This is a genomic window from Eubacterium sp. Marseille-QA0814, from assembly GCF_965119675.1.
GTDB lineage: Bacteria > Bacillota > Clostridia > Lachnospirales > Lachnospiraceae > Eubacterium_G.
The window spans coordinates 370,149-387,573 of record NZ_CBCPMG010000001.1; the positions used below are offsets into that span (position 1 = coordinate 370,149).

Here is a 17,425-nt window from a genome sequence, read left to right on the forward strand (position 1 = left end):
ATGTTACATATTTTTTTATTAATATTAAAAATAATTGGAATACTTTTGCTGGTGATTATTGCACTGGCTTTGTTAATCCTGTTTTATCCTATTGCATATAAGATTCAGGGAAGTAAATCTGACAAAGATTATCAATTATCCATAAAAGCTCACTGGTTACTTCGTTTTGTAAGTTACAAGGGAGTAATCAGCAATGATGGTAATGTATCAAAACTTAGAATATTTTTTGTGCCAATTGATTTTTTGAAAAAAAAGCAAAAAAAAGATAAAAAAGATAAACCTGAGAAAACTGATTTGAAGAAACAGGGTTCACAAAAACAGGATTCACTAAAAGATACTTCTGACAAAAAAGTATTAGAAAGTTGTGAGACTACAGAATTAAAACAACAAAAAACTCAGGGCAATAATAAAAATGATTCTGAAAATACAAATTCTGAAAAAACATTTGAACAGAAAATTTCAGAAGATATTGGAAAAACAGAAGAAACAAATCGCTTAATTGAGAAAAAACAAGAATCAGATAATAAAGAACGAAAAAAAACGCACATTAATATAAACTATATCTTTAATTTTCTGAAAGAAAAAATTAAAGATATAAAAGGTTTTATACTTAGTGTTAGAAAAAATATAAAGAATATTTATTCCAAATTCAAAGAAAAATGCGCGAAGGTAAGAGCCATAAAGGCATTTATAAACAGTCCAACTACTAAAAAAGCATTTAAGTTTGGAAAAGAAATTATTATAAAAACATTAAGGCATATTTTCCCTAAAAAAATAAAAGGAAATATCGAAATTGGTTTTGAAAGTCCTGATTTAACAGGAAAGACATTAGGCTATATAGCCATGGGCTATTCGGTTTTTAATGTGAATCCTAAAAAAATAAAAATCACACCGGATTTTCAAAATGAAATATTTAATGGAAATGTTAAATTAAGTGGACATATAATGTTAGGTGTTGTTCTTTATTACGGCTTGAGATTTTATTTTAATAAAGAAATTCACCGTATAATTAAAAAAATCGGTTAGTATAAGGAGGCTTTGATTATGGCTGATAATAAGAAAAATTCAGAAGATTTGCTTAAGGCAATGGAAAATTTTATAACAACTAAGTCTGTGGTTGGAGAGCCAATTGTAATTGGTGAAACTATAATTTTACCAATGGCAGATGTATCTTTTGGAATGGCACTAGGTACATTTTCAAAAGGCGATAATGGAACAGGCGGTGTTGGCGGTAAGATTACACCAAGTGCTGTTTTAGTTATAAAGGATGGCTCATCAAAACTTATAAGTGTTAAGGATCAGGATGGCTTTGCAAGAATAATTGACATGGTACCTGATATTGTAAACAAGTTTACAAACAAAGAAGATGACACTATTGATGACGAAGATGTAGTTGAATAGGGATTACATTAAATAAAAGGAATAGTAGCAAATAAAATATAATACATGCATATACTGTTAGTAAAACAGGAAGATAAAACAGGAGTTGTATGCATAGGTTATTTGGATTTGCGTTATTTTGGTTTGCAGTGGGAATGATTTTCTCTATGCTTATAGAGAGTACGTTCTTTGCGGTATGCATTATTATTACGTGTTTAATAGTTGGATTTAATTTGTTTTGCAAAAATTAATGTGTTAATAAAAGTAATGTATTGAAATATATTGGTATGATATGAAAATTAATATAATTAGAACTAATACAATTGCAGGAATTAAATAAAACTAATATAAATAGATAAGTTAGAAAAATGCAAATAAGGAAAGTGAAAATAAGATGAATATAGCAGATATTTTTAAGAAAAAAACAGTGTTTTCTTTTGAGGTGTTCCCACCTAAGAAAGAAAGTGGAGTAGAAACAGTGTACAATACATTAAGAGAATTAAAGGATTTAAACCCTGATTTTATTAGTGTAACATATGGTGCCGGCGGCTCAGGAATTGCCAAGGCAACAACAGTTGATTTATGCGCAAAAATCAAAAATGAATTGAACACAGAAACAATTGCTCATTTATCATGCTTATATAATTCCAAAGCAGATATTGACAGAATTTTAAATGACTTAAATGAAAAAGGTGTTAAGAATATTTTGGCATTACGTGGTGACGCTAATCCTGATTATGAAGTAAAACATGATTTTAAATACGCATCTGATTTAACAGAATATATTATGTCAAAAAATATGGGCTTTCATGTTTCAGGTGCCTGTTATCCGGAAACACATCAGGAAGCAGCAAATATTGTAGAAGATATTAAAAATTTAAAAATCAAAGTAGAAGCAGGTGCAGATCATTTAATTTCTCAGTTATTCTTTGATAACAATGTTTTCTATGATTTTATTGAAAAAGTAAGAGTTGCAGGAATTGATGTTCCTGTTGAAGCAGGAATTATGCCTGTTACAAATAAAAAACAGATTGAAAGAATGGTTTCAATGTGTGGCGCCAGCATACCAGCCAAATTATCTAAGGTTTTACAGAGGTTTGGAGATGATCCGGTTGCAATGCGTGATGCCGGTATATCATACGCTATTGACCAGATTGTTGACCTTGTTGCCAATGGTGTGGACGGTGTTCACATTTATACAATGAACGATCCTTATGTGGCAAAAAGAATTAGTGACAGTGTGACTAATCTTGTAAAGAATAAATAAAAAGGACAAGTTGGTTAAATGAATGGTCATAGAATTATTGAAATTGACAATGTTAATTTTGGTGAAGCTTTAAGATATTTAGGATATGGAAATAACAAGCCTGATGAACAGACAGAGAAGATGCTTTCAAAATGTGCAAAAGAATTAAAAGCAAACATGAAGGGAAAATTTATATACAAGGTTTTCCCTATTGCTGATGGCATAGTAGAAGGTACTAATTTTGAATTAAAGGGCAATTCAATCAAGAAACATTTAGAAAACTGCGAAAAGGCGGTTTTTATGTGTGCAACCTTATCAGGCGGAGTGGATTCTTTAATTAGAAAAAAGCAGATTGTAAGTATGGCAGAGGCAATGGTTACAGACAGTTTGGCTTCTGCAGTAATTGAACAGGTATGTGACAAGGCAGAAGAAATTATATTAAAAGATTTTAAAGAATACGAGCATACGTGGAGATTTGGTCTGGGATATGGAGATTTTCCACTTGAATTGCAGGGACAGTTTTTGGATATATTGGATGCACCTAAAAGAATCGGTGTGTGTGTAAACAGTAGCATGATGCTTACGCCAACTAAGTCTGTTACATGTGTTATAGGTTTGGGACATAATTTAAAAGTTTCAAGCAAAAAGAATTGTGATTTCTGTAATTTTAAGGATAAATGTCAGTTTAGAAAACAGGGTACTACCTGTAGTTAAATAAAGATTAAAATAACACCCAAGTGAAAACAGGAGATAATCTATAAATGAACAATAAATTATTTGACAAAAATTATGTTGTATTAGACGGAGCAATGGGAACAATGCTTCAGCAAAAAGGAATGGAATTAGGAACTGTTCCAGAAACTTTAAATATAACAAAAAGTGATTGGATTGTAGATATTCATAAGCAATATATAGAGGCGGGAGCTGATGTTGTATATGCTAATACATTTGGTGCCAACCGTTACAAGATGAAAGATACAGGTTACACTGTTGATGAGTTAATAAATGCTGCCATTGCTAATGCAAAGGAAGCAGCAAAAGGAACAGATGCAATGGTTGCCTTAGATATGGGACCTATTGGACAACTTTTAGAACCAACAGGAAATCTTTCTTTTGAAGAGGCTTATGATATTTTCAAAGAAGAAGTTGTTGCGGCAAAAGATGCAGATATTATTGTTATTGAAACAATGACTGACTTATTGGAAACAAAGGCGGCGGTTTTAGCTGCAAAAGAAAATTCTAATCTGCCTGTTATTACAACAATGACATTTGAAGAAAATAAACGTACATTCACAGGTTGTTCAGTTTCAGCCATGTGTCTTACACTGGAAGGCTTGGGTGTGGATGCAATGGGTGTAAACTGTTCTTTAGGACCAAAAGACTTAATTCCTATTGTTGAGGAAATATCTAAGTGGACAAGTTTACCAATTGTTGTAAAAGCAAATGCCGGCTTGCCTGATCCTGTAACAAACACATACGATGTTGATGCAGACCAGTTCGCATCCATATACAGAGAAATGCTTAAATACGGTGTTAGAACCTTAGGTGGCTGTTGTGGTACAAAGCCTGACTATATTAAAGCAGTTAAGGCAATGCTTGTTGAAGCAGAAAAAGAAGGGGCTTTTAACGAAAATAATACAAAGAAGCACCTTGCAGTATGTTCTCCAACAAAGACAGTTATAGTGGACCAGCCTCGTATTGTAGGTGAAAGAATTAATCCAACAGGTAAGAAAAGATTTAAACAGGCGCTTATAGAAGATGATATGGATTACATTCTTGGGCAGGCAATAGAACAGGTAGAAGCAGGGGCAGAAATTTTAGATGTAAATGTAGGTTTACCTGAAATTGATGAAAAGGAAATGATGATAAAAACCGTAAAGGCGTTGCAGGGAATCGTTGATGTGCCTTTACAGATTGACTCAACAAAACCTGAAGTAATTGAAGCTGCACTTAGAGTTTATAATGGTAAGCCGATTATTAACTCTGTAAATGGAGAAGATGCAGTTTTAGATACAATTTTACCTGTAGTAGCAAAATACGGTGCTGCAGTTATTGGACTTGCATTGGATGAAAATGGTATACCAGATAGTGCAGAAGGCAGAGTAGCTATTGCAGAAAAAATAATGAACAGGGCAATGTCTTATGGCATCCCAAAAGAAGATATAATTATCGACTGTTTAACTTTAACAGTTTCAGCAGAGCAGAAGGCATGCTTTGAAACTCTTGAAGCCCTTAACACTGTAAAAAATAAATTAGGGTTAAGAACAGTTCTTGGAGTATCAAATATTTCCTTTGGTCTTCCAAACAGAGAAATCATAAATAAATATTTCTTAACAATGGCACTTCATAGCGGACTTGATTTGCCAATTATTAATCCAAATGTTTCATCTATGGTTTGGGCTGTTAAGTCATATAAAGTTCTGGCAAACATTGATAAAAATTCAATGGATTTTATTGAGTATTCAAATACCCATGAACCTGAAACATCTGCCAGTGCAAAGTCAGGTGGTACACCACAGGCGGCAGCTTCACAGGGGAATGATAACTTGAAGTCTGACGAAGCAAAAGCTATTCTTCATGCAATGGAAACGGGAATGAAAAGTGAAGGCAGACAATTAACTAAAACATATCTTGAAACTCAGGATTCAATGATAATTATTAATGAAATGCTTATTCCTGCACTTGATGTAATTGGTGATAAGTTTGAGAAGGGAAAGATTTTCCTGCCACAGTTAATTTTAGCTGCTGATGTTGCCAAGGAATGTTTTGAGGAAATAAAAACATTTATGGCAAATAAGGGGGCAGCATCAGAATCCAAAGGAAAGATTGTTATTGCCACCGTAAAAGGTGATATACATGATATTGGAAAAAATATCGTAAAAGTAATTTTAGAAAACTATGGATTTGATGTTCTTGATTTAGGCAGGGACGTGGATCCTGAAGCAGTTTTGAAAGCTACCGTAGAAAATGATGTTAAATTAGTTGGTCTGTCAGCTTTGATGACAACTACATTAGGTTCTATGGAAGATACTATTAAATTATTACACCACAACAATGTTGATTGTAAGATAATGGTAGGAGGAGCTGTTTTAACAGAAGATTATGCAATGGAAATTGGGGCTGATTATTATGCAAAAGATGCGAAAATGAGCGCCGATATTGCCAAAGAAGTGCTTGGCTAAAGAAAAGCTAAAGAAAAAATATGCGAAAGTGCTTGCAATTTTTTGAATAGTCTGTTAAGATAGCCTTTGTGTCAGGTCGAAGAAGGTTCGACTTAATTTATACAAGGGAGGTGCTATTATGGCTAAATGTAGTATTTGCGGTAAGGGTGCTCATTTTGGAAACGCAGTGAGTCATTCACATAGAAAGTCTAATAAAATGTGGAAGTCAAACGTAAAGTCTGTTAAAGTTAAGACTGAAGGCGGAGCAAAGAAAATGTACGTTTGCACATCTTGTTTGAAATCAGGAAAAGTAGAAAGAGCATAGTATATGTTATTAGATAAAAAGACGCTGCATTTGGTAGTGTCTTTTTTCTTGTCTTTTTATACCAAAAAGGGTATAATATCCGTAGCTGTGTAAGCAAGTATGCAAATACACTTGTAAAGGAGGATAACATATGAAGGGTAAGATGAATACTGACATGGGACAAATATTAATCAGCCAGGAAGTTATTGCAAAGTATGCTGGTGAAACAGCTTATGAATGTTTTGGCATTGTTGGTATGGCTATGGTTAGTGTAAAAGACGGAATTGTTAGATTATTAAAGAGAGACAGCTCTACAAAAGGAATTAATGTTGTTATAGATGAAAATAACGAAATAACAATAGATTTTCATATTATTGTTGCTTATGGTGTTAATATTGCAACAATAGCAGAAAATATTATTTCAAGTGTAAAATATAAAATAGAAGAATTTACAGGAATGACTGTAAAGAAAGTAAATATTTATGTTGAAGGTGTAAGAACAATTGACTAATGTGTCTTATGCTTAGGAGGATAAAGTTTTGGAAATTAATGTAATTGACGCACAGATGCTACAAAAAATGTTTATTGCAGGTGCAAAGAATCTTGAAGCAAAGAAAGAATGGATTAACGAATTAAATGTATTTCCTGTTCCTGATGGAGACACCGGAACTAATATGACACTTACAATAATGTCAGCTGCTAATGAAGTTGGTGCAATTGCTGACCCAACAATGGAAACAGTAGCAAAGGCTATTTCTACAGGTTCTCTTAGAGGAGCAAGAGGAAATTCAGGTGTAATTTTATCACAGCTTTTCAGAGGTTTTACAAGAGAAATCAAGAAATATGATGAAATTAACGTTGAGATTTTATCAAAGGCATGTGTAAGAGCGGTTGAAACAGCATATAAGGCTGTTATGAAACCAAAAGAAGGAACAATTTTAACTGTAGCAAAAGGAATGTCAGACAAAGCTTGTGAGATGCTAGGTCAAAGCGACGATTTAACAGTTGTAATTGGCGAAATCATAAAACATGGTGAATATGTTTTAAGTCAGACACCTGAAATGCTACCTGTACTGAAACAGGCAGGAGTGGTTGACTCAGGCGGACAGGGACTTATGGTTGTTTTACAGGGAGCATATGATGCTTTCTTAGGAAAAGAAGTTGATTATACACTTGAGAATGTATCAAAAGCTTCATCAACCTCAGTATCTACAGACGATTTACCAATGGACGAAGCAGATATTAAGTTTGGATATTGTACTGAATTTATTATTAATTTAGACAAGCCAATGGATGATAAAGAAGAGAAATTATTTAAGGATTTCTTAGAGTCAATTGGAGATTCAATTGTTCTTGTAGCAGATGATGAGATTGTAAAGGTTCATGTTCATACAAATCAGCCGGGTGAGGCTTTCACAAGAGCTTTAACATACGGTTCATTATCAAGAATGAAGATTGATAACATGAGAGAAGAACATCATGAAAGACTCATTAAGAATGCTGAAAAGATGGCAGAAAAGCAGAAGCAGGAAGAAGCAGAAGCTAAAAAGAATGAACCTAAGAAAAAATATGGTTTTATTGCGGTATCAGTAGGTGAAGGTTTAGATGAAATATTTAAGGGATTAAATGTTGACTATATTATTTCAGGTGGTCAGACAATGAATCCAAGTACAGAAGATATTTTAAATGCGGTAGATGAAGTTAATGCAGAAAATATTTTTGTTCTTCCAAATAACAAGAACATTATTCTTGCAGCAAATCAGGCAGAAAGTTTAGTTGAAGATAAGAATTTAATTGTAATTCCATCAAAGACAATTCCTCAGGGAATTTCAGCCATGATTGGTTTTGTAGATGACTGTTCACCGGAAGAAAACAAAGAAGCTATGATTGACAGTATGTCATACGTTAAGACAGGCGAAGTAACATACGCTGTAAGAGATACAGTAATTGATGATAAAGAAATTAGAGAAGGCAATATTATGGGTATTGGCGATGAAGGAATGCTTGCAGTTGGCGATGATATTGTGGCAACAACAGTTGACATGATTAAGGAAATGCAGGATGAGGATTCTGAAATCGTTAGCGTTTACTTTGGTGAAGGCATAACAAAAGAAGATGCTGATGTCCTTGCTTCAAAAATAACAGAAGAACTTCCTGACTTGGAAGTAGAAGTATATCCAGGTGGTCAGCCTGTATATTACTACATTGTTTCTGTAGAATAGAAAGGACAAAGTATGGACGAGATTTTTGTAGAACAGATTGTAAAAAGAAAAACAGGTATTTCTGTTGTTTTAATGCGAGTATTTTCTATTATTGTTTTAATAATGGCATTTCTTTTAATGCTTATGTTTAACTTAGGAATTCTTGCTTTTACAATTGAAATATTGCTTATATACGGAGAATACATGTTATGGTGCTATACAAGCATTGAATATGAATATTCTTTGGTAAATGGAGAATTTTCTGTTGATAAGATAATGGGCCAGAGAAAAAGAAAAAACATTGCAAATTATGAAATTAAGGATGCAGAAGTAATTGCACCAATTAATTCAGAGCAGGTTATAAGAGGTTCCATGAATGCAATCGTAAAAGATTATTCAACAGGAAGAAAAAGTGAAGGTGTATATGCCATGATTATTAGTAACAACGATGGAAAAACTAAAGTTGTTATTGAACCTAATGAAAAAGTAATTGATGCACTATATCACTACAGACCTAATATTGTTGTAAAAAACGTATAAACATTTAATTTTTATGCGTGCAAAAAATAATAAAAAATGTCGGGAAAAAGAGATATGGTCATTGACGATGTCTCTTTTTTATGTTACTATTTTCGTTAAAATAGCGTGAAGAAATTTGCGCTTTAATTTAATTATACGATAGAATAAGGAGGAAAGAATCAGTGGGTAAAATTATTGGCGAAGGAATTACATTTGATGATGTGCTTTTGGTACCACAGTATTCAGAAGTGACACCTAATATGGTAGATTTATCTACACATTTAACAAAGAAGATCAAATTAAACATTCCTATGATGAGTGCCGGAATGGACACAGTTACAGAACACAGAATGGCAATTGCAATGGCAAGACAAGGTGGAATTGGTATCATTCATAAGAATATGACTATTGAACAGCAGGCAGATGAGGTAGATAAGGTTAAACGTTCTGAAAACGGTGTCATCACTGATCCGTTCTATTTATCTCCGGAACATACACTTAAAGATGCAAATGACTTAATGGCAAAATTCAGAATTTCAGGTGTTCCAATTGTAGTAGGAAAGAAGTTAGTAGGTATTATTACTAACCGTGATCTTAAATTTGAAACAGATGAAACAAAGCTTATTAAGGATTCAATGACAACAGAAGGTCTTATTACAGCAAAGGCCGGAGTAACTCTTGAAGAAGCAAAGGCAATTTTGGCAAAATCAAGAAAAGAAAAATTACCATTAGTAGATGATGATTTTAACTTAGTTGGTTTAATTACAATTAAGGATATTGAAAAGCAGATTAAGTATCCTTTATCAGCAAAAGATGCACAGGGAAGATTACTTTGTGGGGCTGCTGTAGGTATCACTGCAAACGTTATGGATAGAGTTAGAGCTTTAGTTGACGCTAAGGTTGACGTTGTTGTAATTGACTCAGCTCATGGTCATTCAGCAAATATTTTCAAAACATTAAAGATGATTAAATCAGAATTCCCTGATTTACAGGTAATTGCAGGAAACGTTGCAACAGGTGCTGCTACAAGAGATCTTATTGAAGCAGGAGCTGATGCAGTTAAGGTTGGTATTGGACCTGGCTCAATTTGTACAACTCGTGTAGTTGCAGGTATCGGTGTACCACAGGTTACAGCAATTATGGATTGTTATGAAGCAGCTAAGGAATATGGTGTTCCAATTATCGCTGATGGTGGTATTAAGTTCTCAGGTGACATTGTTAAGGCAATCGCTGCAGGTGGTAGCGTTTGTATGATGGGTTCAATGTTTGCAGGTTGTGATGAAGCACCTGGAGATTTTGAAATATTCCAGGGACGTAAATATAAAGTATATAGAGGAATGGGAAGTATCGCTGCTATGGAAAATGGTAGCAAAGACAGATATTTCCAGTCTAATGCAAAGAAACTTGTACCTGAAGGTGTTGAAGGCCGTGTTGCTTATAAGGGAAGTATTGAAGATACAGTATTCCAGCTTATGGGTGGACTTCGTTCAGGTATGGGATATTGTGGTGCAAAGGATGTTGAAACATTAAAAGAAACAGGTAAGTTTGTTAAGATTTCAGCAGCTTCATTGAAAGAAAGTCATCCACATGACATTCATATTACAAAGGAAGCACCAAACTATACAACAGAAAGTTAATAAAAACGTATATTATTTTTTAAATATGTGATAGAATAAGAAAGAATCTTTATTATAAAGATTCTTTCTTATTATGCATAAAGGAGAGAAGACGGTGGAAAACAAGAACGAAAAGAAAGATGAAATTGTTAATAACGAAAATACTACAACGGAAAAGAAAAAAATATTAAAAGTGAAAGCAGTAGAACCTGAACAGGTAGAAAAGAAACCTTTATCTAAAAGATTGTTGGTACCTGGGATAATTGTTGTTATTATTATTGTTTTTGCAGTTGTTGTTTATTGGGCAAAGGTTATGAAACCAAAGTCAGATGTGGATAAGGACCTTGGAATAAAAACTGAAGATTACATTTCAGTTGGCGATGTTAAGGGGCTTACATATGAATTAACACAGGACATGTGGGATGAATCTGTATATGAAGATACAGATGAATATGAAGTTGTTAATAGAGCTGCAAAAGAAACTGATCAGGTAGAATATAACAGAGTAGCTTATGTTGACAACAAGAAAGTAGATGATTTGTCAGGAGAAGAGCAGGATATTAATATTTTAAGTTCAAATGAAGGACTTACAAAGACTTTTTCAGACAAACTTACAGGTCATAAGAGTGGCGAAACAGTTACTGTTGAAGTAAAAAATAATAAGGAAGTTAATGATTTTTCGTTAGCAAATAAAGATTATAGCAGTAAAACAGTTGTATTTAAGTTGAAAATTACATCAGTTAATAAGTTGACAAGAAACAAAATTACTGATAAATGGGTAAAAGACAATTATTACGAAGAACGTGGAATTTCAACTGTAAAAGAATACAACGAATGGATTTTGGAATACATCAAAGAAGAAATTATCAAGCCGGAATTATGGCAGAAGGCTTTGGAAAAAGTTAATTTGAAAGCTATTCCATCAAAATTACAGCAGGAAGTAATTGATTCAATGAATGGTGGTGCAGAAGCTCAGGCTGAATATGAAAGCCTTTCTCTTGATGAATATAAGAAGAGAGAAGGTTTAGATGACAAGACTATGCAGGAGAATTATAAGACAGAATTAAAGTCTGAATTATTAATGTGGCAACTTGTAAAGGACTTAAAATTAACTGCTAGTAACGACGAAATTGAAGAACAGTACGAAAATTCATACGCAGATGCAAATTTGGATAGTGTAGAAGAGATGAAAAAGCTTTATACTAAAGAGGAAATCAAAGAAGTTGTTTTATTAGATAAAGCACAGAATTACGTTTTCAAAAATGCAAAAATTAAATATTCTTATAAAGTAAGAAAATAATTTTATGTAATATGAAAATCATCGGAAATTCTTAAAATCCAAAGGGTATTGGTAATATATATTGATTTTGGCAGGTGTAAAAGCTTGCCAAAATTAATGCAAAAAAGTCGTGGAAAGAGATTTTCCTATAAAGAAAAAACAAAGAAAAAGATTTTTGAAAATTAATAAAAACTTTTGTTGACAACTTATTATTGAATGTTATAATGGGAAAAGTAGAGAGTGTCTTAGGAAGATACTTATACTGAATAAAACGTTGAAGAGGACAGTAGGTTATCCGGAGGGTTACAGAGAGAGATGTCTAGGCTGGAAACATCTTACAGAAAGATAATTGAAGACTACCTTGGAGTGGCTCTAATCAAGCCCGGTGACTCCGTTATAGTCCAAATGAGAGGCTTTTGTTTTGAAAGCAATCAGGGTGGAACCGCGCATAATACGTCCCTGTTTATGGAAACATAAACAGGGACTTTTCTTTTTGAAAAAAATGTTTATGTTTTACGTCAAAACAGAAAGGAGAAATATGGCAAGGCCATAAGTAGGAAACATGAAAATTACATTAAAAGATGGATCAGTAAGAGAATATTCAGAAGCAATGACAGTAAACGATATAGCTTTTGATATTTCAGGAGGATTAGGAAGAGCTGCATGTGCAGGAGAAGTAGATGGAGAAGTTGTAGATTTAAGAACAACTATTGATAAGGACTGTACATTAAATATTTTAACATTTAAAGATGAAGCAGGTAAGGCTGCTTATAGACATACAGCATCACATGTATTAGCAGAAGCTGTTAAAAATCTTTTCCCTGAAGCTAAATTAGCAATTGGACCTTCAATTGATGATGGTTTCTATTATGATTTTGACAGTGAACCATTTTCAAGAGAAGATTTAGATAAAATCGAAAAAGAAATGAAGAAAATTATCAAGTCAGGAGCAAGACTTGAAAGATTTACACTCCCAAGAGAAGATGCAATTAAATATATGGAAGATAGAAATGAACCATACAAGGTAGAGTTAATTAAAGATTTACCTGAAGATTCAACAATTTCATTTTATAGTCAAGGTGAGTTTGTAGACCTTTGTGCAGGCCCACATCTTATGAGCACAAAGCCAATTAAGGCATTTAAGCTTACATCATCATCAATGGCATATTGGAGAGGTGATTCAGACAATGCAAGACTTCAGAGGATTTATGGAACAGCATTTGACAACAAAGATGCTTTAAATGAATATCTTGAAATGTTAGAAGACCAGAAGAACAGAGATCACAACAAGCTTGGTCGTGAAATGGAATTATTTACAACTGTAGATGTTATTGGTCAGGGATTACCTTTGTTGCTTCCAAAGGGTACAAAGATGATTCAGAAAATGCAAAGATGGATTGAAGACTTAGAGGATAATGAATGGGGCTACATGAGAACAAAGACTCCACTTATGGCTAAGTCAGACTTATACAAGATTTCAGGACATTGGGATCATTATACAGATGGAATGTTTGTGTTAGGAGATAAGGAAAATGACAAAGAAGTTCTTGCTCTTCGTCCTATGACATGTCCATTCCAGTATTATGTATATAAAGCAAGTCAGAAATCATATAGAGATTTGCCATGTAGATACAGTGAAACATCTACATTATTTAGAAATGAAGATTCAGGAGAAATGCACGGATTAACACGTGTACGTCAGTTTACAATTTCAGAAGGACATTTAATTGTTCGTCCTGATCAGATGGTAGAAGAATTCAAGGGTTGTCTTGCACTTGCAAAATATTGTTTGGAAACATTAGGTGTTGAAGAAGATGTAACATATCATCTGTCAAAATGGGATCCTGAAAACAAGGAAAAATACATTGGTGATGCAGATGTTTGGAATGAAACAGAACAGGATATTAGAAATATCTTAGACGAACTTGGTATAAACTACACAGAAGACGTTGGAGAAGCAGCTTTCTATGGACCTAAGGTAGATATTAATGCAAAGAATGTATACGGAAAAGAAGATACAATGATTACAATTCAGTGGGATGCTTTATTAGCTGAACAGTTTGATATGTACTATGTGGATCAGAACGGTGAAAAAGTTAGACCATACATTATTCACAGAACATCTATGGGATGTTATGAAAGAACTTTAGCATGGTTAATTGAAAAATATGCAGGTAAGTTCCCAACATGGTTATGCCCTGAACAGGTAAGAGTTCTTCCTATTTCAGAAAAATATGAAGAATATGCTCAGTCAGTAGCAAAGGCATTAAAGGAAAGACATGTAGATGTAACTGTAGATTCACGTTCAGAAAAGATTGGTTACAAGATTCGTGAAGCACGTCTTGATAAACTTCCATACATGTTAGTTGTTGGACAGCAGGAGGAAGAAGACGGTACTGTTTCAGTAAGAAGCAGATTTGCAGGCGATGAAGGTGTAAAACCTCTTGATGATTTCATTAATCAGATTTGCAAGGAAATTGATACAAAAGAAATTAGAAAAGAAGAGTTCAAAGAAAATCAAAAATAATAAACAAAAATAGAAAAATAAGATTTTTGTTAAAAAAAGTATTTAGGCTTTTTGAATAGAAGTAAAAGAAATCTCCATACTATTAATAATCGGTTTTCCGAAAATAAATAGTATGGAGGTTTTTTATGACTGTTTTAAATTGTGATGTTAAAAATTGTTATTTTAACAAAAGTTCAAAATGCTGCAAGGATGGTATACAAATTGGAGGTACAGATGCCACAATTATGGATGCCACATATTGTGAAGATTTTAGAGAAAAAACTAACAGTATGACAAATACAGTTGAGCATTGTAACTGCGGTCCGGAAACAAAAATGGACGTAAAATGCGATGCGGTACATTGCACTTATAATGATAATTGTATGTGTCACGCAAAGGAAATTACAATTGATGGAAATGGTGCAACACACCAGAGCCAAACAGAATGTTGTAGTTTTGAATGTACCTGCTAAGTTAAAAAGAAATATTTTAAAAAAATTATTTCTATAATGTTTTACCTATAATTTTTTGATAAATATGTGTTATAATCTAGGTTGGGTAAAATAAAAAATATAAATTTTGGAAATTGTAAATTAATTAGAAATATCTAAAAAGTTAGAATTTTCATAAAAGTTGTAATTTTTTTAAAAAGTTGTTGACAATGTTATTCATAAATGATAACATATTGTCTGTTGAGAAAAGAAAGCAGAGTTATCCACTCTCACCCAGACGCAAAGGCGAATCGAGGTTTAATATTAATTTTGAAATTATTTAGTGGATAGTCTGTGCAGATTATCCACTTTTTTGATAGTCTGCTATCATAAAGAATTATTTATGGAGGTGCAATACTATTAGCGAGTTAATGATCAACGGACAGATTAGAGACAGAGAAGTCCGCGTAATTGGAACAGATGGAGAACAGTTGGGAGTTATGTCTGCCAGAGATGCTCAGAAATTAGCTGACGAAGCAGAACTTGACCTCATCAAAATTGCTCCAAAGGCGAAACCTCCTGTATGCAAGATCATGGACTATGGAAAGTTCAGATATGAGCAACAGAAGAGAGAAAAAGAAGCAAAGAAGAAACAGCATGTTGTTGAAACTAAGGAAATCAGACTTTCACCAAACGTTGAAATGAATGATTTAAAGACTAAGGCAAACAATGCTAGAAAATTTATCACAAAAGGTGATAAGGTCAAAGTAACTTTACGCTTTAGAGGAAGAGAAATGGCTCATATAGGTAGTAGTGCACATGTTTTAGACGACTTTGCAAAGATGCTTGAGGATATTGCTCAGGTAAGCAAGGCGGCAAAACTTGAAGGCAGAAACATGACAATGTTTTTAGAAAAAAAGCGTTAAGCTTTTAACATATTTAAGGAGGAATTAATCATGCCAAAAATTAAGACAAACAGAGCAGCTGCAAAACGTTTTAAAAAGACAGGAACAGGAAAGCTTAAAAGAAATAAAGCTTACAAATCACATATCTTAACAAAGAAGACAGCTAAGAGAAAGAGAAATCTTAGAAAAGCAACAACAACTGATGCTACAAATGTAAAGAATATGAAGAAGATTTTACCTTATTTATAATCTGAAGTAGGAGGAAGAAGAAATGGCAAGAATTAAAGGCGGAATGAACGCTAAAAAGAAACATAATAGAGTATTAAAGCTAGCTAAAGGTTATAGAGGAGCTAGATCAAAACAGTACAGAGTAGCTAAGCAGTCTGTTATGAGAGCATTAACAAGCTCATACGCAGGTAGAAAGCAGAGAAAGAGACAGTTCAGACAGTTATGGATTGCAAGAATCAATGCTGCAGCTAGAATCAATGGTCTTTCATACAGCAAGTTCATGTATGGACTTAAGCTTGCTGGAGTTGAAATGAACAGAAAAATGTTAGCTGAAATGGCTGTTAATGATGCAGAAGGATTTGCAAAATTAGTAGACGTAGCTAAAGGAAAATTAGCATAAGTTTTATTATTCTTATAAAAAGAAGACCGAAAGGTCTTCTTTTTTTGTGTAATAAGAAACGTTCCACTATGGATGGGTACTTGCACGAATGGAAAAATGTTGCTAAATAGGCACGCGCCGGTAACGAAGCTTCAGCGGCAGCTTTATAGCAATTATAGTTGTTATTACGATTTTTGTTAATTTACTTGCCGGAGTTGTTACATCTAATTAAGCCTGGGCAAGTTATAGTTGTAATTGTTTTGCTTGTAGTTTTCGTAGGTGGATATTTTTTGATGGATAGTCATGTGAAAAAGAAAGAAAAACACGAAATTAACAAATAATGGTGGAAAATGGACCATAGAAAGTGATTCATCAGTAAATGTAAGCAGAAGTACAATAAACTCTGAAATGCTATCAAAATTAGTGGAAATTGATGCTTCTGATAAAATAAGCAGTCCCAGTGATATAAAGGATTATGGATTTACCAAAAAGAACGAAGAAATTACAGGAAGTACAAATAACATTACTGTAACAGATTCAAATGGTAAAAACTACGAATTTATTTTGGAAGTGTCAATCCGTATGATTCAACGCTTTATTATATGATGGTTAAGGGAGACGATAATGTGTATACTGTATCTTCTGATTTAAACGAAAGCCACAGCTAAAAAATAGCTGTGGCTTTTTGAGTTATAACAACTCTTATTATGCAGCTAGTGGGACTTGAACCCACACCCAAGGTAATATGGACATGAACCTGAATCATGCGCGTATGCCAATTCCGCCATAGCTGCCAAGCATATTAGTGTTTGATTCATATAAATATTTACTACATTTTAGAGAAAATATCAAGAGTAAATATTAATAAAAGCAAGTACAAATATGTTAATATACTTAAAAATAAGCAAAAAAAATACCTTGATAACTCAAGGTAACAAAAAAATAAAATGCGGAAGATGGGACTTGAACCCACACGATCGCATTGATCACAAGATCCTTAGTCTTGCTCGTCTGCCAGTTCCGACACTTCCGCATACGTTTCAAACGCAAGACATATAATACCATGTGTTTTTAAGTGTGTCAACAATTTTTTACAAAAAAGATGAAAAAATTAAAAAAAGATTTTATTAAGGCTTTGAAGCAGCTCTTTTATAAAGTGTGTTTTTGTTGTATAATTACTATTAACTAGGGAATTTTTTTGCAAGCAGGCTTATAACGGAAATTTAATGATTTAAATTAAGTATTGTTTAAGGATGGCACATTTTTCGGA

18 protein-coding genes, 2 tRNA genes and 1 other annotated feature are annotated in these 17,425 nt (G+C 33.3%); of the genes, 18 read left to right on the plus strand and 2 right to left on the minus strand.

Going from position 1 to position 17,425, the window contains the following annotated elements:
• The 18 genes from ACQY63_RS01705 to ACQY63_RS01790 all read left to right on the plus strand — a co-directional run bounded on the left by ACQY63_RS01705 (position 1) and on the right by ACQY63_RS01790 (position 16,823).
• Positions 1–1,026, plus strand: a complete 1,026-nt coding sequence (locus ACQY63_RS01705) for a DUF2953 domain-containing protein (RefSeq protein ID WP_428244622.1) — start codon at positions 1–3, stop codon at positions 1,024–1,026.
• Between the two features lie 18 nt (positions 1,027–1,044).
• Complete coding sequence (locus tag ACQY63_RS01710; RefSeq protein WP_117999058.1) at positions 1,045–1,401, plus strand: GerW family sporulation protein; 357 nt, start codon at positions 1,045–1,047, stop codon at positions 1,399–1,401.
• Positions 1,402–1,774: 373 nt separating this feature from the next.
• Positions 1,775–2,647: a methylenetetrahydrofolate reductase [NAD(P)H] gene (metF, locus tag ACQY63_RS01715; RefSeq protein ID WP_412592958.1), complete on the plus strand. Its 873-nt coding sequence runs from the start codon at positions 1,775–1,777 to the stop codon at positions 2,645–2,647.
• A gap of 18 nt (positions 2,648–2,665) precedes the next feature.
• On the plus strand, positions 2,666–3,340 hold the full coding sequence (locus tag ACQY63_RS01720; RefSeq protein WP_412335017.1) for a methionine synthase: 675 nt from the start codon (positions 2,666–2,668) through the stop codon (positions 3,338–3,340).
• Positions 3,341–3,387: 47 nt separating this feature from the next.
• Positions 3,388–5,808, plus strand: coding sequence for a homocysteine S-methyltransferase family protein (locus tag ACQY63_RS01725; RefSeq protein ID WP_428244623.1), 2,421 nt, complete (start codon positions 3,388–3,390; stop codon positions 5,806–5,808).
• Positions 5,809–5,926: 118 nt separating this feature from the next.
• Positions 5,927–6,112 carry a 50S ribosomal protein L28 gene (gene rpmB, locus ACQY63_RS01730; RefSeq protein ID WP_022165620.1) on the plus strand — a complete coding sequence of 62 codons (186 nt, stop codon included), beginning with the start codon at positions 5,927–5,929 and terminating at the stop codon, positions 6,110–6,112.
• A gap of 130 nt (positions 6,113–6,242) precedes the next feature.
• A complete protein-coding gene (locus ACQY63_RS01735) occupies positions 6,243–6,602 on the plus strand; it encodes an Asp23/Gls24 family envelope stress response protein (RefSeq protein WP_022165619.1) in 360 nt (119 codons plus the stop codon).
• A gap of 28 nt (positions 6,603–6,630) precedes the next feature.
• Complete coding sequence (locus ACQY63_RS01740; RefSeq protein ID WP_428244624.1) at positions 6,631–8,313, plus strand: DAK2 domain-containing protein; 1,683 nt, start codon at positions 6,631–6,633, stop codon at positions 8,311–8,313.
• Positions 8,314–8,325: 12 nt separating this feature from the next.
• A complete protein-coding gene (locus ACQY63_RS01745) occupies positions 8,326–8,832 on the plus strand; it encodes a DUF6106 family protein (protein ID WP_022165617.1) in 507 nt (168 codons plus the stop codon).
• Positions 8,833–8,993: 161 nt separating this feature from the next.
• Positions 8,994–10,448: an IMP dehydrogenase gene (gene guaB / locus ACQY63_RS01750; RefSeq protein ID WP_022165616.1), complete on the plus strand. Its 1,455-nt coding sequence runs from the start codon at positions 8,994–8,996 to the stop codon at positions 10,446–10,448.
• Between the two features lie 94 nt (positions 10,449–10,542).
• A complete protein-coding gene (locus ACQY63_RS01755; protein ID WP_428244625.1) occupies positions 10,543–11,727 on the plus strand; it encodes an FKBP-type peptidyl-prolyl cis-trans isomerase in 1,185 nt (394 codons plus the stop codon).
• Between the two features lie 244 nt (positions 11,728–11,971).
• Positions 11,972–12,170 (plus strand) — a binding site (T-box leader).
• A 98-nt stretch (positions 12,171–12,268) separates the two neighbouring features.
• Entirely contained in the window at positions 12,269–14,233 is a 1,965-nt protein-coding gene (thrS, locus tag ACQY63_RS01760) for a threonine--tRNA ligase (protein WP_428244626.1), read from the plus strand.
• A gap of 125 nt (positions 14,234–14,358) precedes the next feature.
• Positions 14,359–14,685: a DUF1540 domain-containing protein gene (locus tag ACQY63_RS01765; protein ID WP_022165613.1), complete on the plus strand. Its 327-nt coding sequence runs from the start codon at positions 14,359–14,361 to the stop codon at positions 14,683–14,685.
• Positions 14,686–15,074: 389 nt separating this feature from the next.
• Positions 15,075–15,569 carry a translation initiation factor IF-3 gene (infC, locus tag ACQY63_RS01770; RefSeq protein WP_022165612.1) on the plus strand — a complete coding sequence of 165 codons (495 nt, stop codon included), beginning with the start codon at positions 15,075–15,077 and terminating at the stop codon, positions 15,567–15,569.
• A 30-nt stretch (positions 15,570–15,599) separates the two neighbouring features.
• On the plus strand, positions 15,600–15,797 hold the full coding sequence (rpmI, locus tag ACQY63_RS01775; protein ID WP_022165611.1) for a 50S ribosomal protein L35: 198 nt from the start codon (positions 15,600–15,602) through the stop codon (positions 15,795–15,797).
• A gap of 22 nt (positions 15,798–15,819) precedes the next feature.
• Entirely contained in the window at positions 15,820–16,176 is a 357-nt protein-coding gene (gene rplT, locus ACQY63_RS01780) for a 50S ribosomal protein L20 (RefSeq protein WP_022165610.1), read from the plus strand.
• Positions 16,177–16,563: 387 nt separating this feature from the next.
• Complete coding sequence (locus tag ACQY63_RS01785) at positions 16,564–16,761, plus strand: hypothetical protein (RefSeq protein WP_428244627.1); 198 nt, start codon at positions 16,564–16,566, stop codon at positions 16,759–16,761.
• The gene (locus tag ACQY63_RS01790) at positions 16,758–16,823 is read left to right on the plus strand and encodes a hypothetical protein (RefSeq protein ID WP_428245270.1); all 66 of its coding nucleotides are present in this window, start codon (positions 16,758–16,760) and stop codon (positions 16,821–16,823) included. The genes ACQY63_RS01785 and ACQY63_RS01790 overlap by 4 nt, the downstream gene beginning before the upstream one ends.
• A 40-nt stretch (positions 16,824–16,863) precedes the next feature.
• Here the strand turns inward: ACQY63_RS01790 and ACQY63_RS01795 are convergent.
• Both ACQY63_RS01795 and ACQY63_RS01800 read right to left on the minus strand, forming a co-directional pair.
• Positions 16,864–16,949 (minus strand) — tRNA-Leu (locus tag ACQY63_RS01795).
• Between the two features lie 154 nt (positions 16,950–17,103).
• Positions 17,104–17,188: transfer RNA gene (locus ACQY63_RS01800), tRNA-Leu, on the minus strand.
• Positions 17,189–17,425: the final 237 nt, after the last annotated feature.

Excerpts from the sequence above, each read along its gene's own strand:
- rpmB (WP_022165620.1), top strand. The coding sequence starts at position 5,927 with ATGGCTAAATGTAGTATTTGCGGTAAGGGTGCTCATTTTGGAAACGCA.
- ACQY63_RS01725 (WP_428244623.1), top strand. The coding sequence starts at position 3,388 with ATGAACAATAAATTATTTGACAAAAATTATGTTGTATTAGACGGAGCA.
- infC (WP_022165612.1), top strand. The coding sequence starts at position 15,075 with ATGATCAACGGACAGATTAGAGACAGAGAAGTCCGCGTAATTGGAACA.
- rplT (WP_022165610.1), top strand. The coding sequence starts at position 15,820 with ATGGCAAGAATTAAAGGCGGAATGAACGCTAAAAAGAAACATAATAGA.
- ACQY63_RS01765 (WP_022165613.1), top strand. The coding sequence starts at position 14,359 with ATGACTGTTTTAAATTGTGATGTTAAAAATTGTTATTTTAACAAAAGT.
- ACQY63_RS01785 (WP_428244627.1), top strand. The coding sequence starts at position 16,564 with ATGCTATCAAAATTAGTGGAAATTGATGCTTCTGATAAAATAAGCAGT.
- ACQY63_RS01710 (WP_117999058.1), top strand. The coding sequence starts at position 1,045 with ATGGCTGATAATAAGAAAAATTCAGAAGATTTGCTTAAGGCAATGGAA.
- ACQY63_RS01745 (WP_022165617.1), top strand. The coding sequence starts at position 8,326 with ATGGACGAGATTTTTGTAGAACAGATTGTAAAAAGAAAAACAGGTATT.
- ACQY63_RS01735 (WP_022165619.1), top strand. The coding sequence starts at position 6,243 with ATGAAGGGTAAGATGAATACTGACATGGGACAAATATTAATCAGCCAG.
- thrS (WP_428244626.1), top strand. The coding sequence starts at position 12,269 with ATGAAAATTACATTAAAAGATGGATCAGTAAGAGAATATTCAGAAGCA.
- rpmI (WP_022165611.1), top strand. The coding sequence starts at position 15,600 with ATGCCAAAAATTAAGACAAACAGAGCAGCTGCAAAACGTTTTAAAAAG.
- ACQY63_RS01705 (WP_428244622.1), top strand. The coding sequence starts at position 1 with ATGTTACATATTTTTTTATTAATATTAAAAATAATTGGAATACTTTTG.
- metF (WP_412592958.1), top strand. The coding sequence starts at position 1,775 with ATGAATATAGCAGATATTTTTAAGAAAAAAACAGTGTTTTCTTTTGAG.
- ACQY63_RS01720 (WP_412335017.1), top strand. The coding sequence starts at position 2,666 with ATGAATGGTCATAGAATTATTGAAATTGACAATGTTAATTTTGGTGAA.